The 13,382-nt window shown below is 59.4% G+C and carries 9 protein-coding genes; 6 read left to right on the forward strand and 3 right to left on the reverse strand.

The window, feature by feature from the left end:
• Positions 1–173: 173 nt before the first annotated feature.
• Positions 174–2,408 (reverse strand): NADP-dependent isocitrate dehydrogenase, encoded by a 2,235-nt coding sequence (locus EDF71_RS20610; protein WP_133858422.1) that lies wholly within the window; start codon positions 2,406–2,408, stop codon positions 174–176.
• Between the two features lie 364 nt (positions 2,409–2,772).
• Here EDF71_RS20610 and arfB point away from each other — a divergent pair, with 364 nt between their 5' ends.
• The 6 genes from arfB (at position 2,773) to EDF71_RS20645 (ending at position 10,987) form a co-directional block, all read left to right on the forward strand.
• Entirely contained in the window at positions 2,773–3,189 is a 417-nt protein-coding gene (gene arfB, locus EDF71_RS20615; protein ID WP_133858423.1) for an alternative ribosome rescue aminoacyl-tRNA hydrolase ArfB, read from the forward strand.
• 73 nt (positions 3,190–3,262) lie between these two features.
• Entirely contained in the window at positions 3,263–4,012 is a 750-nt protein-coding gene (locus EDF71_RS20620) for a response regulator transcription factor (RefSeq protein ID WP_133858424.1), read from the forward strand.
• Positions 4,009–5,427: an ATP-binding protein gene (locus EDF71_RS20625; protein WP_133858425.1), complete on the forward strand. Its 1,419-nt coding sequence runs from the start codon at positions 4,009–4,011 to the stop codon at positions 5,425–5,427. The genes EDF71_RS20620 and EDF71_RS20625 overlap by 4 nt, the downstream gene beginning before the upstream one ends.
• Positions 5,411–5,917, forward strand: coding sequence for an ankyrin repeat domain-containing protein (locus EDF71_RS20630; RefSeq protein ID WP_133858426.1), 507 nt, complete (start codon positions 5,411–5,413; stop codon positions 5,915–5,917). The genes EDF71_RS20625 and EDF71_RS20630 overlap by 17 nt, the downstream gene beginning before the upstream one ends.
• Before the next feature lie 1,523 nt (positions 5,918–7,440).
• Positions 7,441–8,439, forward strand: a complete 999-nt coding sequence (locus EDF71_RS20640) for a hypothetical protein (RefSeq protein ID WP_133858428.1) — start codon at positions 7,441–7,443, stop codon at positions 8,437–8,439.
• Between the two features lie 412 nt (positions 8,440–8,851).
• The gene (locus EDF71_RS20645; protein WP_133858429.1) at positions 8,852–10,987 is read left to right on the forward strand and encodes a TonB-dependent receptor; all 2,136 of its coding nucleotides are present in this window, start codon (positions 8,852–8,854) and stop codon (positions 10,985–10,987) included.
• 69 nt (positions 10,988–11,056) lie between these two features.
• On the opposite strand, the gene EDF71_RS20650 is transcribed toward EDF71_RS20645, so the two are convergent.
• Positions 11,057–12,280 (reverse strand): MFS transporter, encoded by a 1,224-nt coding sequence (locus EDF71_RS20650; protein ID WP_133858430.1) that lies wholly within the window; start codon positions 12,278–12,280, stop codon positions 11,057–11,059.
• A gap of 229 nt (positions 12,281–12,509) precedes the next feature.
• Positions 12,510–13,361 carry a DNA-binding transcriptional regulator KdgR gene (gene kdgR, locus EDF71_RS20655; protein ID WP_133858431.1) on the reverse strand — a complete coding sequence of 284 codons (852 nt, stop codon included), beginning with the start codon at positions 13,359–13,361 and terminating at the stop codon, positions 12,510–12,512.
• Between the last annotated feature and the right edge of the window lie 21 nt (positions 13,362–13,382).

Below are 13,382 nucleotides of genomic sequence, written 5' to 3' on the forward strand. Positions count from 1 at the left end.
TACTTCTGGACCATCTTGAGCTTGAAGCTCTCATCGTATTTCGTCATGAAAAACACCCCAAAGGTTGGACTGGTGTCCAACTTTTGGGGTGCAGTCCACACGGGACTGCCGGTTTTACTTGGAGGATCACAACCCGGGCGGCATCAGCCAGCCCAGGCCAGGCCAGGGCCCTATCAGGCCAGTGCATCCACCGCTGCGTTGAAGGTGCTGCTGGGGCGCATCACGGCGTCCAGCTTGGCAACGTCAGGCTGGTAGTAGCCGCCGATGTCGGCAGGCTTGCCTTGCACGTCCTTCAGCTCGCCAACAATCTTGGCTTCGTTCTCGCTCAGGCTCTTGGCCAGTGGCGCAAACTTGGCGGCCAGTTCGGCATCGGTGGTTTGGGCGGCCAGGGCCTGGGCCCAGTACAGGGCGATGTAGAACTGCGAGCCACGGTTGTCCAGCTCACCGGTGCGGCGCGATGGCGACTTGTTCTCGTCCAACAGCTTGCCGGTGGCCTGGTCCAGGGTCTGGGCCAGCAGCTTGGCGCGCTCGTTGTTGTTCTTGATGCCCAGCTCTTCGAAGGACACGGCCAGCGCCAGGAACTCGCCCAGCGAATCCCAGCGCAGGTGGTTTTCCTCCACCAGCTGCTCAACGTGCTTGGGGGCCGAGCCGCCAGCGCCGGTTTCGTACAGACCGCCGCCTTGCATCAGTGGCACCACCGACAGCATCTTGGCCGAGGTGCCCAGCTCCAGGATCGGGAACAGGTCGGTCAGGTAGTCACGCAGGATGTTGCCGGTCACCGAGATGGTGTCCAGGCCACGGGCTGCACGCTCCAGGGTGAAGCGCATCGCGCGCACTTGCGACAGGATGTGGATGTCCAGGCCGTTGGTGTCGTGGTCCTTCAGGTAGGTTTGTACCTTCTTGATCAGCTCGGCTTCGTGTGGGCGGTACGGATCCAGCCAGAACACGGCAGGCATGCCGGAGTTGCGGGCGCGGGTGACGGCCAGCTTGACCCAGTCGCGGATAGGCGCATCCTTGACCTGGCACATGCGCCAGATGTCGCCCTGCTCCACGTTCTGGCTCATCAGCACTTCGCCGGTGGCGATGTCGACGATGTTGGCCACGCCGTCTTCGCTGATCTCAAAGGTCTTGTCGTGCGAGCCGTACTCTTCGGCCTTTTGCGCCATCAGGCCCACGTTGGGCACGGTGCCCATGGTCTTGGGGTCGAAGTTGCCATGCCACTTGCAGAAGTTGATCACTTCCTGGTAGATGCGGGCAAAGGTCGACTCAGGCATCACGGCCTTGCAGTCGTAAGGCTTGCCATCGGCGCCCCACATCTTGCCGCCAGCGCGGATCATCGCGGGCATCGATGCGTCCACGATCACGTCGTTGGGCGAATGGAAGTTGGTGATGCCCTTGGCAGAGTCCACCATGGCCAGCGCGGGGCGGCCTTCCTGGCACTTGTGCAGGTCGCGGATGATTTCTTCGCGTTGCGATGCAGGCAGGGTTTCAATCTTTTCGTACAGATTGGCCATGCCGTTGTTCACGTTCACGCCCAGCTGCTCGAACAGCTTGCCGTGCTTCTCGAACGCTTCTTTGTAGAAAATGCGCACACAGTGGCCGAACACGATGGGGTGGGACACCTTCATCATCGTGGCCTTGACGTGCAGCGAGAACAGGATGCCCGACTGCTTGCAGTCTTCGATTTCCTTTTCGTAGAAAGCCAGCAGGGCCTTCTTGCTCATGAACATCGAATCGACCACTTCGGCGTCCTGCAGCTTGACCTTGTCCTTGAGCACCACGGTCTTGCCGGACTTGGTCTCCAGCACCATCTTCACTTCGCGGGCCTTGTCCAGGGTCATGGACTTTTCGCCGTGGTAGAAGTCGCCCTCTTCCATGTGCGACACATGGGTTTGCGACCACTGCTTCCACTCGCCCATCGAATGGGGGTGCTTCTTGGCGTAGTTCTTCACGGCCAGCGGTGCGCGGCGGTCCGAGTTGCCTTCGCGCAGCACGGGGTTCACGGCCGAGCCGATGCACTTGCTGTAGCGGGCCTTGATGTCTTTTTCTGCGTCACTGGCAGGGCTGTCTGGGTAGTCAGGCAGCTTGTAGCCGTGGTCTTGCAGTTCCTTGATCGCTTCTTGCAGCTGGCCCACCGATGCGGAGATGTTGGGCAGCTTGATGATGTTGGCATCCGGCGTCAGGGTCAGCTTTCCCAGGTCGGCCAGGTTGTTGGGCACGCGCTGTGCTTCGGTCAGAAACTCGGGGAATTCACCCAGAATACGGGCTGCCAGCGAAATATCACTCTCGGCCACATTGATGCCAGCGGCGCTCGCAAAGCTGCGAACTACGGGCAGGAACGCTGCGGTCGCCAGACGAGGCGCTTCGTCGGTCAGGGTGTAGATGATGGTGGGTTGCTGGGTAGTCATCTGGTCTTTCAAGTGGCAAAAGTTCTGATGTGCGTCGCGCCTTGGCCTGTCTCCACGGCTCAGGGCGCGCCCGCGTAAACTCCCTCATGATGGACTGCTCGCCTGCCGTTGGGAAGCCTGCTCCTCAAATGCTGCAATGCAATATCACAATACGGAATTCAACGCCAAGGATTGTCGCTGCTTTTTAAGTCTTATACAAGAGTTGGCCCAGCGATTTGTTGAGGCTTCCCGGGCAGCTGCCGCAAAATACAAGGCTGGGGATCCAAGCAACGGTTATGCCAGCGCTGCACGACAGCCCTGTGAAACCCCAGCCAAGCCTCCCCCAACGCTTTACCGTTTCTTTCAACGCGATACGCCTCCTGACATGACCACGCCCCTGCCCTCCGCCCTCACCCTGCATGAAGCCGATGTGCAGTGGACGGCCATCCGCGCCCAGGGGCCCGGCGGGCAGAACGTGAACAAGGTCAGCTGCGCCATCCACCTGCGCTTTGATGTGCGTGCCTCGCGCCTGCCCGAGCCCGTGCAAACGCGGTTGCTGGCCCTGGCCGATTCGCGCATCACCCAGGAGGGCGTGGTCGTCATCAAGGCCCAGAGCTACCGCACCCAGGAGCAAAACCTCTGGGATGCGCTGGAGCGCCTCAACGCCCTGGTGGCCAGCGTGGCGGTGGAGCCGCGCAAGCGCCGCGCCACCAAACCCACCTGGGGCTCGCAGCAGCGCCGCCTGCAAAGCAAGAGCCTGCGCGCCAATGTCAAAGCCCAGCGCGGCAAGGTGCGGGATTGACCATGCACTGCTCCCACTGGCGGATGGCCGGTGATAATAAGAAGTAATCTCATTTGCCAATGCCCGAATTTCCATGAATGTGCGACGCAGCATCCTGATCGTCGATGACCACCAGAGCATCCGCGACCCTCTTGCCACCTTCATGCGCCGCTATGACTTCGATGTCGACACCGCCTGCGATGGGCTGGCCATGCGGCAGCTGCTGAAGGAGCGCAGCTATGACTTGGTCATTCTGGACGTCATGCTGCCCGGCGAAGACGGTCTGTCGCTGTGCGGCTTTGTGGCCGAACACATCGGCACCCCCGTTATCCTGCTGACCGCGATGACCGACCAGGCCGACCGGGTGGCGGGCCTGGAGATTGGCGCCGACGACTATGTGCTCAAGCCCTTTGACCCGCGCGAGCTGGTGGCCCGGGTCCGCAGCGTGCTGCGGCGCGGTGCCCGCCGCCGGGCAGACGATGCAGCGCAGGCGGCACCCGCCGCCGACGTATCAGCAGAAAAGCGCTACCGCTTTGAAGGCTGGTCCTTTGACCTGACCACCCGCGAACTGCAGGACCCCAACCTCAGCCCCGTGCCGCTGACCACGGCCGAGTTTCACCTGCTGCGCGCACTGTTGGAGAACCCCAACCGCGTGCTGAGCCGCCAGCAGCTGATGGACCTGACCCAGCGCGAGGGCGACGCATTTTTTGACCGCAGCATCGACACCCAGATCAGCCGCCTGCGCAAAAAGCTCGAATCCGACCCGCGCCAGCCGCGCATGCTCAAGACCGTGCGCGGCGACGGCTACCTGCTGGCCGCCAGAAACATCAGCCTCGCTCCATGAAGCTGCTGCCGCGCACCTTAGCCGGCCAGTTGCTGGCCCTGTTGCTGCTGGCCCTGATCGTCGCCCACCTGGTCGCCGTCTTGCTGCTGACCTGGCTGCGCCAGGACAGCGATGTTGTGCACCCGCTGTCGGCCCACACCATCGAGACCCGGGTGGCCGCCGCCTACCGCGCACTGGAGAGCAGCCCCGAATCCGCCCAGCGCCTGGTGCAAAGCATCAGCCTGCCTGATTCGCAGTTCCGCATCCGCCCACGCCCTTTTGACGACGGCCAGCCCGTCACCGAGCAGGAAGCCAAGCTCACCGCCAGGCTGCAGGAGCGCCTGGGTCTGGATGCCGGCGCCAACGCTGCTGACCCGCCTGTGCGCATCCATCTGCGCATGCGCTCGCCCCTGGCCGCCAGCCAGGCCGGCGATGTGGACCAGGACATCCTCGCGCTGCTGAGCCCGGCCTTTGAGGAAGATGGCAACTGGATGCTGCATGTCGATGTGCGCCTGCCCGATGGCCAGTGGCTCAGCAGCTGGCACCTGCCCACCATGCTGCTCAGCCACTGGAGCCGGGTGCTGAGCTTCTCCATCCCCGTGGGCATGCTGCCCATCATCGTCATTGCGGTGCTGTTTGGCCGGCGCATCATGCAGCCGCTGCGCATGCTCACCGACGCGGCCCAGCGCATCAGCCGGGGCGAACGCTCCGCCCACCTGCCGCTGTCCGGCCCCGAAGGCGTGCGCGAAATCATCGAGGCCTTCAACGAGATGCAGGACCGCCTGCTCGGCGTCGTGAACGACCGCACCCGCATGGTCGCCGCCATCGGCCACGACCTGCGCACCCCCCTCACCTCGCTGCGCATCCGCGCCGAGCTGGTGGACGACGACGAGCTGCGCCAGGCGATGGTGATCACCATCAACGAGATGCACAGCATGGTCGAAGAAATCCTGCACTTTGCCCAGGACGACGCGATGCGCGAAACCACCCAGCCGGTGGATCTGGATGCGCTGGTCGGCGAAGTGGTCGAGCAGCAGCGTACCCTTGGCCGCCAGGTGGACTGGAGCCCGCCAGACAGCATCAGCTACCGCTGCCGCCCCGCCCACCTCAAGCGTGCCCTCGCCAACCTGATCGACAACGCCGCGCGCTACGGCCGTGTGCAAGTCCGGTTGACCGTGCCGGACGCCGCAGACCCGGGCACCCCCGGCACCGTGCGCATGGAAATCGAAGACGAAGGCCCCGGCATTGCCCCGCAGGACATGGAGCAGGCCTTTCAGCCCTTTAGCCGGCTGGAGGTCGCCCGCAATGGTGAGACTGGTGGTTTTGGATTGGGGCTGGCGATTGCGCGCTCATGTGTACGGGCGCATGGGGGCGAGTTGAAGCTGCATAACCGCAGCGAGGGTGGGCTGAGGGCGGTGATTGAGTTGCCTGCTTGAATACATCTGGACGCCGGATTTCAAGGCATTTGTGAAACAGTCCATAGAGCCAATGCCAGCCGCTAAACTGCCCCAGTTTCAAGCCCAGACTATTTTTCGCCGCGCATTGAATACCGTGAACGACTCCGTACTTGAAAATTTCTTGGAGAAAATTGCCTCCTTACCAGAATTCATTGGCATGGCAGGCATTGGTGTGCACACCCGTGGTAACTGGAACTCCACACCACTGCACGTAGCGGCCACCCAAGGTGATATTGAAGCCATCGCCGCAGTGCTGGACGCGGGAGCCAATATCGACAGCCCCGGTGAGCACGGTTATCGCCCCTTGCATGAAGCGGTGGAGCAAGGCCATATCGATGCGGTCCGGCTACTGCTGGAGCGTGGCGCTTCGGCCCATGCCAAAAATGATGACGGTGCAACGCCGATTCAAACTGCAGCCATTCATGGCCATCAGGAAATCATAAAACTGCTTCAAGCCGACGCTGGCTGAGCTTGCGCTCAACAGCACCCCAAAATCGCTCCCCCGCCATATGCTCAGCCTCCCTCCATCCATTCAGCAGCTCTTCCTCGCTGCAGGATGGCAGCCGCATCCCGCATCCAAGTCTGCGGACCTCGACCATGCAAGCGCAGCGGGGCTAGCAGCCGCAATACTTCAACAGTTCGCAGGTCTTCATGTCGGTGAAGTTGGCTCTGGGGCAGAGCAAGCCAAAAGCGATATCAGTTTCTATTTCCAGCTCCGCCCCACCGTCAGCGTTGTGGCCTCACCGTGGCGCCTTCAGGTCGGCAATTGCGCCGCCTTCGCAACTGCACACCACGACCACATGGTCTTATTTGTCAACGACCAGGGGCGGTATTTCGTCTTCACGGACCCAGACAGTTGCCTTTACCCATTGGGAGATTCGTTTGGCAACGCCATGCATACGCTGCTGCTGGGCTACAGCTATGGTGCCTCACTCACTTGCGATTCCTAGCCCTGCAAAGCAATAGTTTTGGCGATAAGGCTCAGACCAAAATCCCCATCGGCACATTTTCGAGAAGCGGTTCAAAAAAATGTTGGACTATCTGCAATTTTTACATAAGCCATAGCGGAGGACCAGATCTCAGAAAATCTTCATCTCCGCTGCAGGAAACACCATGCCCCATGCTATCTGTTCGGCGTCAATTTTGTGGGCTGGTATCTTGCATACTAAGCAACACTTATTTATTGCACAACAATAACGAAGACTCGCGACTAGTTGCCGAATACAAGCTACAGTTGCTCGGTTTGGCTACTATCTAACTTATCGAGGCAAAGGCTGAGCTTTCACCGAATCTGAAATTCTGATCGAATGAAGTGCAAGCCGGCAAATCATGGACAAGTAAAAAATGAACATCGCTTCGCAAATTTTCTCTATCTCAAATTCAAATTCCTAGAAGTAAATACTATGAATTCACTATTTTCCCAATAATGCTGCTGACGAGTGGTCCGTATGCTTGTTTTCGCAATTATCACTTCTTGCGAATAAGCATGCACTTCGAGAGTACATGCAAAACAGTCAGAAGCAGCACTGTGAATCAGAGATATGGTTTTCGGGGAAACAAAGATAACACACGACACTTTCCTCCCACTGGGACATGTAATTTCTATGGCTTTATGGGACATGTAATTTCTATGGCTTTATATTCGCCAATGGATGAGCCTTTGGCGCACATATCTGTGAATTAGGGCATCACAAGCAATTTTCATATGTAGACAAAATCATCCACATCAATCTTGAGGTGGCACATTGCATCGTCAACCCTATTAACAATTTTGCCGCATACCCAGCGAAAAGGATTTTACTCCTGGGGCTAGCGTCTACAAAGTCTTATTTCTTTGATACATTGTGTATTTCAGACCTCTCAAGCATCATTGGAATCGGGATAATTTTCACGGCACTTTAAAAATCCAAAAATTATAATTTTCAAATAAAATTATTAAAATTCGATTGATAATGCACAATCAATAATTAGCCATTTAACGAGAATTAACAAATGATCAACAGCTATTCATTTCGCATAAGAATTATCCAATCTCCCAGCGACTACATTTCAGCAGATGAATCAGAAATTCTTCTAGTTAACGAGCCAAACACTCCCCTTATATCATTGAAAATCCCATCCCGGAATCAATCACTCAATCAAAAACAATATATTTCACTTACGGGCAAAGGCTACTTAAGTCAAGTAGATGCAGAAAACGCCGGAAAGGCTTATGAAACTATACTCATGATTGCATTTGCAAGCGTGCGCATTGGGGCAGACTTTGGCGATAGAGCCGCAAGAGGTATTTTTACCAACGAGGGAATTAAATATTTAGAACAATCGCATGGCCAGCGAGTATTGAATGATACTCATGGCCTAATGGTATTCCTTACCGAACCCAAACCATTATTCGCTCTTACAGAGATGAGTATGCAGCGAGGTGTAAATAAGGAAAAATTCCGACAGTCTTTCGAAGCAGCAAAAAAGGCAATTCCGACCCTTACCGAACGTGATCGCCTAGCATTCGGACTATTTAATGCATCCCTTTTTCAGACCACAGCAGAAGGCCGTTTTTTACTACTTGTAATGGCGCTGGAAGCGATGATTGAGCCAACAACTCGATCGCCTGAATGTCAAGCTCATGTCGATTGGCTCATGGCAGCTACGAAGAAAGCAGAAATCTCTAAAGAGGAGCGTGAGTCGATGCTTGGAGCAATTAGGTCGCTAAAAAAGGAATCCATAAATCAAGCAGGTCGTCGATTAGCGGAAGATCGCCTCAATAACCGTCGATATGATGATCTAAGTGCACCAGATTTCTTCACTTATGTTTATAGATTACGAAGCAACTTGGTGCACGGAAATATTCCATACCCAACTGTCCAAGCGGTAGGAAACGCTGCTGCTCCCTTGGAGGTATTTGTATCAGAGCTTCTAACAATTCCATTTATTGGAATTGTTAATGAAACGAGTTTTAACAAAACACCGCCACCCCACCCACAAATTGAATAAATATTCGCACTTATTATTAATATATTGCGAACATAGTTACACCAACTAAATTCAGGCCTCCATATTTCGACTATTGCCCAATGTTGGACTGCACAACAGTCAACTGGCGCGCTATTCACCATTAGTAGGATCAACGGTCACCCGAAAACTGCCGAGTAGACTCACATTCAGTTCACATGACTCTGCGCTCCCAATAGTAGGCTAAACAGTCACAAACTGACACAAACAGGCAAACACCAGCCACATGCGTCGCAAATGATTCCGATTGCGAATTCATTTGCTCACCCAGCCAACGTGGTCGGCTCCGCGCCGCGTCCACACCAGCCAGCTCCGCTCTGCATACCTTTGGCCTGCCCGGCTTTACCCAGGGTTGCGCCGCCTGCAGGCCGTCTTATCGCCATTGTTTGTTGTCATGTCCCATCCCGCTGCTTCATTCCCCCTTCTTCCCATTGCGCTGGCCGCAGGCCTGTGCCTGGCGTCGGCCGCTTCTGCGCAAGACCGTGCCGAGCCCAGCACCACGCTGGACACCATCACCGTGACGGCAGCCGCCACGGCCACCGCTGTCAAGGACGCGCCCGCCAGCCTGACGGTGCTGACCGCCGAAGACATCGAGCGCGTGCCTGCCACTGATTTGAACGAGGTGCTGCGCCGCGTGCCCGGCCTGACGCAGGCCACCACGCCCGATGGCGGCACCAGCATCCAGATTCGTGGTCTGCCGCAGCAGTACACCTTGATCCTGGTCGATGGCGTGCGCGTGGGCAGCTCCAGCGAGACCTTTGACCGCTACACCCGCAATGAGCTCAACTGGATTGCGCCCGAAGCGATCGAGCGCATTGAAGTGGTGCGCGGCCCCATGTCCTCGCTCTACGGCTCGGACGCGATGGGTGGCGTGATCAACATCATCACCAAGAAAGGCGGCGACAAATGGGGCGGCCAGGTGTCTGCCGGTGCCGAGATCAATCCCGAATCCATCCGTGGCAATGACTACAGCGGTGGCTTCAACATCAGCGGCCCGCTGGGCAAGGGCTTCAAGCTGCAGCTGAATGGCCAGCAAACCTACCGCCAGGCCGACAGTGGCCTGGAAGACGGCACCACGGCGTTCCGCTGGGGCGGCGGGCGGGAAGGCGCTAAGCGCCAGTCTCTGGGTGCACGCCTGGATTGGGACATCAACGACAACCACAAGCTGAGCCTGGATGTGCAGCGCGCCGAGTGGAAGACGCTGGGCGGCCCCTCGCCCTCGACCAGCAACCCGGGCGGCTTTGCGGCTGCGGCCACCACGCGCGGCCCCTCCAATATGGAGCGCGAAAACACCAGCCTGACCCACCAGGGCAAGTACAGCTTTGGTACGTCCAAGCTCTCGCTCAGCCACAGCAAGTACAGCAACGAGACGACCGCGCCTCGGATTGAAAACGGCCAGTTTGTGCCCGTGCCCGGCGGCACCGCGACCCAGACCTACAACACGCATTCGGTGTCGGAGGACCTGATCCTCGACGGCTCGGTGACCATGCCCTTCAAATTAGGCTTTGACCAGATGCTGACCGTGGGCGCGCAGTGGCAGCGCCAGGAGCTGGACAACCCAAACTCGGTGGGCTCGGTCGCCAATGAGGCGGGTGTGGTCGGCCTCAGCTACAAGCAGGCCAAGTCGCAGGCCTTGTTTGTTGAAGACCAGATCTTTCTGCGCGACAACCTGACCCTGACCCTGGGCCTGCGCGGTGACCGCCATGACGACTACGGCTCGCACATCAGCCCGCGCGCCTACCTGGTCTACCACCCGACTGCTGCCTGGACCCTGCGTGGCGGCTACTCCGAAGGTTTCCGCGCGCCCAACCTGCGCCAGTCCAACGAGAACTTTGTGAGCCAGTCGCAAGGCGCGGGCTGCGGCTTTGCCGGCTACACCGGCGGCGGTTGCAGCATCCGAGGCAATTCCGACCTCAAGCCCGAGACCTCGCAGAACTGGGAGTTTGGCGCAGCCTGGGAGCATGAAGGCTGGCAAGCGGGCCTGACCTTCTTCAACACCGACTTCAAGGACAAGATCGATTCGCAAGGCATTGGCTACCTGCCGGGCGGCAGCAACTACTGGGCCCAGTATGTGAACATCGACTCGGCCATCACGCGCGGGCTGGAAGCCAACCTGCGCGTGCCGCTGAGCCGCAGCATCACCTGGAACAACAGCCTGACCCATATGCTCAAGGCCGAGAACAAGACCACCGGCGTGGCGCTGACCACCGTCTCCAAGTGGAGCGGATCCTCGGTGCTGGATTGGCAGGTCAACTCCGCCTTGGGCCTGAGCCTGGGCGCCGAGCTGGTGGGCAAGCAGATGGGCCTGGCCCAGCGCCTGGCCGACAACTCCAACTTTGGCGAGCAGCGCATCCAGAACAGCTATGTGCTGTACGACCTGGCAGCCAACTACCGCATCAACAAGGCGCTGCGCATCAACGCCGGCGTGAAGAACCTGTTTGACCGCAATGCCAGCGGCAACCGCGATGTGGGCAACAATTTCTACCTGCCCGGCCGCCGCTTCTTTGCCACCTTGACGGCCAGCTTCTAAGCTGATTTAACGCCCTAAGGCAAAGGCGCTGAGAGTCTTATCTCAGCGCCTTTTTCTACGTCTGCTCTGTCAGGGCTGGGCCGCTGCAAAGCCATGGCGTTTGGCCAGCAGCACCACCGCCAGGCTCAGCAGCATCAGCAGCAGCACCGCTGGTGAGAAAGCCGCTACTCCCCACTGCGCCAGCAATACGCCACCAGCCATGCCGCCCCCGGCAATGGCCAGGTTCCATGAGGTCACCAGCATCGACTGCGCCACATCGGCTGCCGGCCCTGCACTCTTGGCCAAGGCCGTTTGTAGCAACGGCGGCAGCCCCCCAAAACCCAGGCCCCAGACGGCCACCGCCAGGTAGACGGCAGCGGGCAACTGCATCGCCAAGGCCAGCAACACAGCACCCAACAGGAACAGGCCCGTGCTCGCCAGGCTCAGCGCACGCAGATGGCGGTCAATCAGCAGGCCGGTGATCCAGATGCTGAGCACCGACATCAGCCCAAACACCAGCAGCACGCGGTCGATCTGCGCGCCCAGATCTGCCGGCGCAAGCAGGGGCGCGATATAGGTGTAGAGCAGGTTGTGCGCCAGCACATAGGCCAGCACCACCAGCAGCACTGGCCGCACCCCAGGCAGGCGGAAGACCTGGCCCAACCCAAAGGACTGGCCAGCAGGCTGGCCGGCAAAATCGGGCAGGCGCAGTTGCACCCAGGCCATCAGCAGCAGCGCCAGCACGCTCATGCTGGCAAAGCACAGGCGCCAGCCCAGGTGCTGGCCCATCCAGGTGCCCAGCGGCAGGCCCAGCGAAAGCGCCAGCGGCGCGCCCAGCATCGCAATCGCAATGGCGCGCCCGCTTTGGTGGGGCGGCACCATGCGCGTGGCATAGCCGGCCAGCAAGGCCCAGAGCAGGCCTGCCGCCACCCCCGCCACAAAGCGCGCCAGCAAGGTGAGCGCATAGCTGCCCGACACCGTGGTGATGCTGTTGGCCAGCACAAAGCCCGCCAACGCCGCCAGCAGCAAGGGCTTGCGGCGCATGCGCTGGGTGGCCGCCGTCAGCGGTATCGCCGCCACCAGGGAGCCAATCGCATACAGGCTGACCAGCTGGCCGGCCATGGACTGCGACACCCCCAGCCCGGCGCTGATCTGCGGCAGCAATCCGGCCGGCAAGGCCTCCGTCAGGATGGTGACAAAGCCCGCCAGTGCCAGCGCCAGCAGCGATGCCAGCGGCAGGCCGCTGCTATGGGGTGGGCAGCTGGATTCAGGATGGGGGGATAGGTGGGAGGAGAGCGAAGAAGAATCTGCCATGGCGCTACGCGAAGGTCCTGTACAAACCCGCACAGGCCAAGGGCCGCTGGCGGGTGAAAAACATCAGCCGCCATGGTGCAGCGATTGCCACAGCAAGACAATCAGGCCGAGATTCAGAACATATCGGACAGAAATGTCCGCAATCCAGCAGTAGTCAGCGGCCACCTATGGCGTGAAGGACTCTTCTCTTGGTGTGTACTGCCCATGCGCCCAAGCAGCGCCAACACCGTTAAAGCGGCGCGTCGCCTGTGCTGATCGGCTCGCCTTCTGCATCTTTCGCATCTTTGGCAATGTGCGGCGCATGCCAGCCCATTTTTTGCGAGATCGCCGCGCTGGCGGTTTTCAGCAAGCTGCGGTAGTAGTGCGGCGTGTCGGCGCCGCAGCGCATGATGGGAAAGGACACCGACAGCGCGGCAATCACATGGCCAAAGCGGTCAAACACGGGCACCGCGATGCAGCGCAGACCGGGTTCGGCCTCCTCGTCGTCCTCTGCCACCTCTTGGGCGCGCACGCGGGGCAGGATGTCCATCACAGCATCGACGGAGCTCAAGGTTCGGGGCGTGAACAGCTTGAGCGGCTGCGACGACAGAAGGCTCTGCGCCTGCTCGGCAGGCATAAAGGCCAGCAGCACCTTGCCAATGGCGGTGCTGTGCAAGGGCTTGCGCCGGCCAATGCGCGACTGCATGCGCAGTCCAAAATCCGATTCGATCTTGTGGATGTAGATGATCGCGTCTTCATCGAGCGCGCCCAGGTGGATGGTCTCGCGGGTCAGCGCGCCCAGGCGGCGCATTTCCTCATCGGCCTCGCGCACCAGGTCGGTGTTCTCCAGCGCCTTACCGCCCAGCTCAAACAGCCGCAAGGTGGCGCGGTACAGCTCCGATTCGCCATCCTGCGCCACATAGCCCAGGGCCTTGAGGGTTTGCAGCAGGCGGTGCACGGAGGACTTGGACAGCGACAGCTGCTGGGCCAGCGCGGTCACGCTGACATCGCGCTGGTTGCCCAGGCATTCCAGAATGGCAAAGGCTTTCTCCACCGCGGCGACGGTGTCGGTCTTGTCCATGGCTGCGGGGCTCTCGCTCATCGGTCCGTCCTTCTGTGTTGG

The organism is Comamonas sp. JUb58, assembly GCF_004364775.1.
In the GTDB taxonomy this organism is placed as follows: Bacteria; Pseudomonadota; Gammaproteobacteria; order Burkholderiales; family Burkholderiaceae_C; genus Comamonas.

What these genes read in the sequence shown, in the direction of transcription:
- EDF71_RS20610 (WP_133858422.1), bottom strand. Translation starts at nt 2,408, where the DNA reads ATGACTACCCAGCAACCCACCATCATCTACACCCTGACCGACGAAGCG.
- arfB (WP_133858423.1), top strand. Translation starts at nt 2,773, where the DNA reads ATGACCACGCCCCTGCCCTCCGCCCTCACCCTGCATGAAGCCGATGTG.
- EDF71_RS20620 (WP_133858424.1), top strand. Translation starts at nt 3,263, where the DNA reads ATGAATGTGCGACGCAGCATCCTGATCGTCGATGACCACCAGAGCATC.
- EDF71_RS20625 (WP_133858425.1), top strand. Translation starts at nt 4,009, where the DNA reads ATGAAGCTGCTGCCGCGCACCTTAGCCGGCCAGTTGCTGGCCCTGTTG.
- EDF71_RS20640 (WP_133858428.1), top strand. Translation starts at nt 7,441, where the DNA reads ATGATCAACAGCTATTCATTTCGCATAAGAATTATCCAATCTCCCAGC.
- EDF71_RS20645 (WP_133858429.1), top strand. Translation starts at nt 8,852, where the DNA reads ATGTCCCATCCCGCTGCTTCATTCCCCCTTCTTCCCATTGCGCTGGCC.
- EDF71_RS20650 (WP_133858430.1), bottom strand. Translation starts at nt 12,280, where the DNA reads ATGGCAGATTCTTCTTCGCTCTCCTCCCACCTATCCCCCCATCCTGAA.
- kdgR (WP_133858431.1), bottom strand. Translation starts at nt 13,361, where the DNA reads ATGAGCGAGAGCCCCGCAGCCATGGACAAGACCGACACCGTCGCCGCG.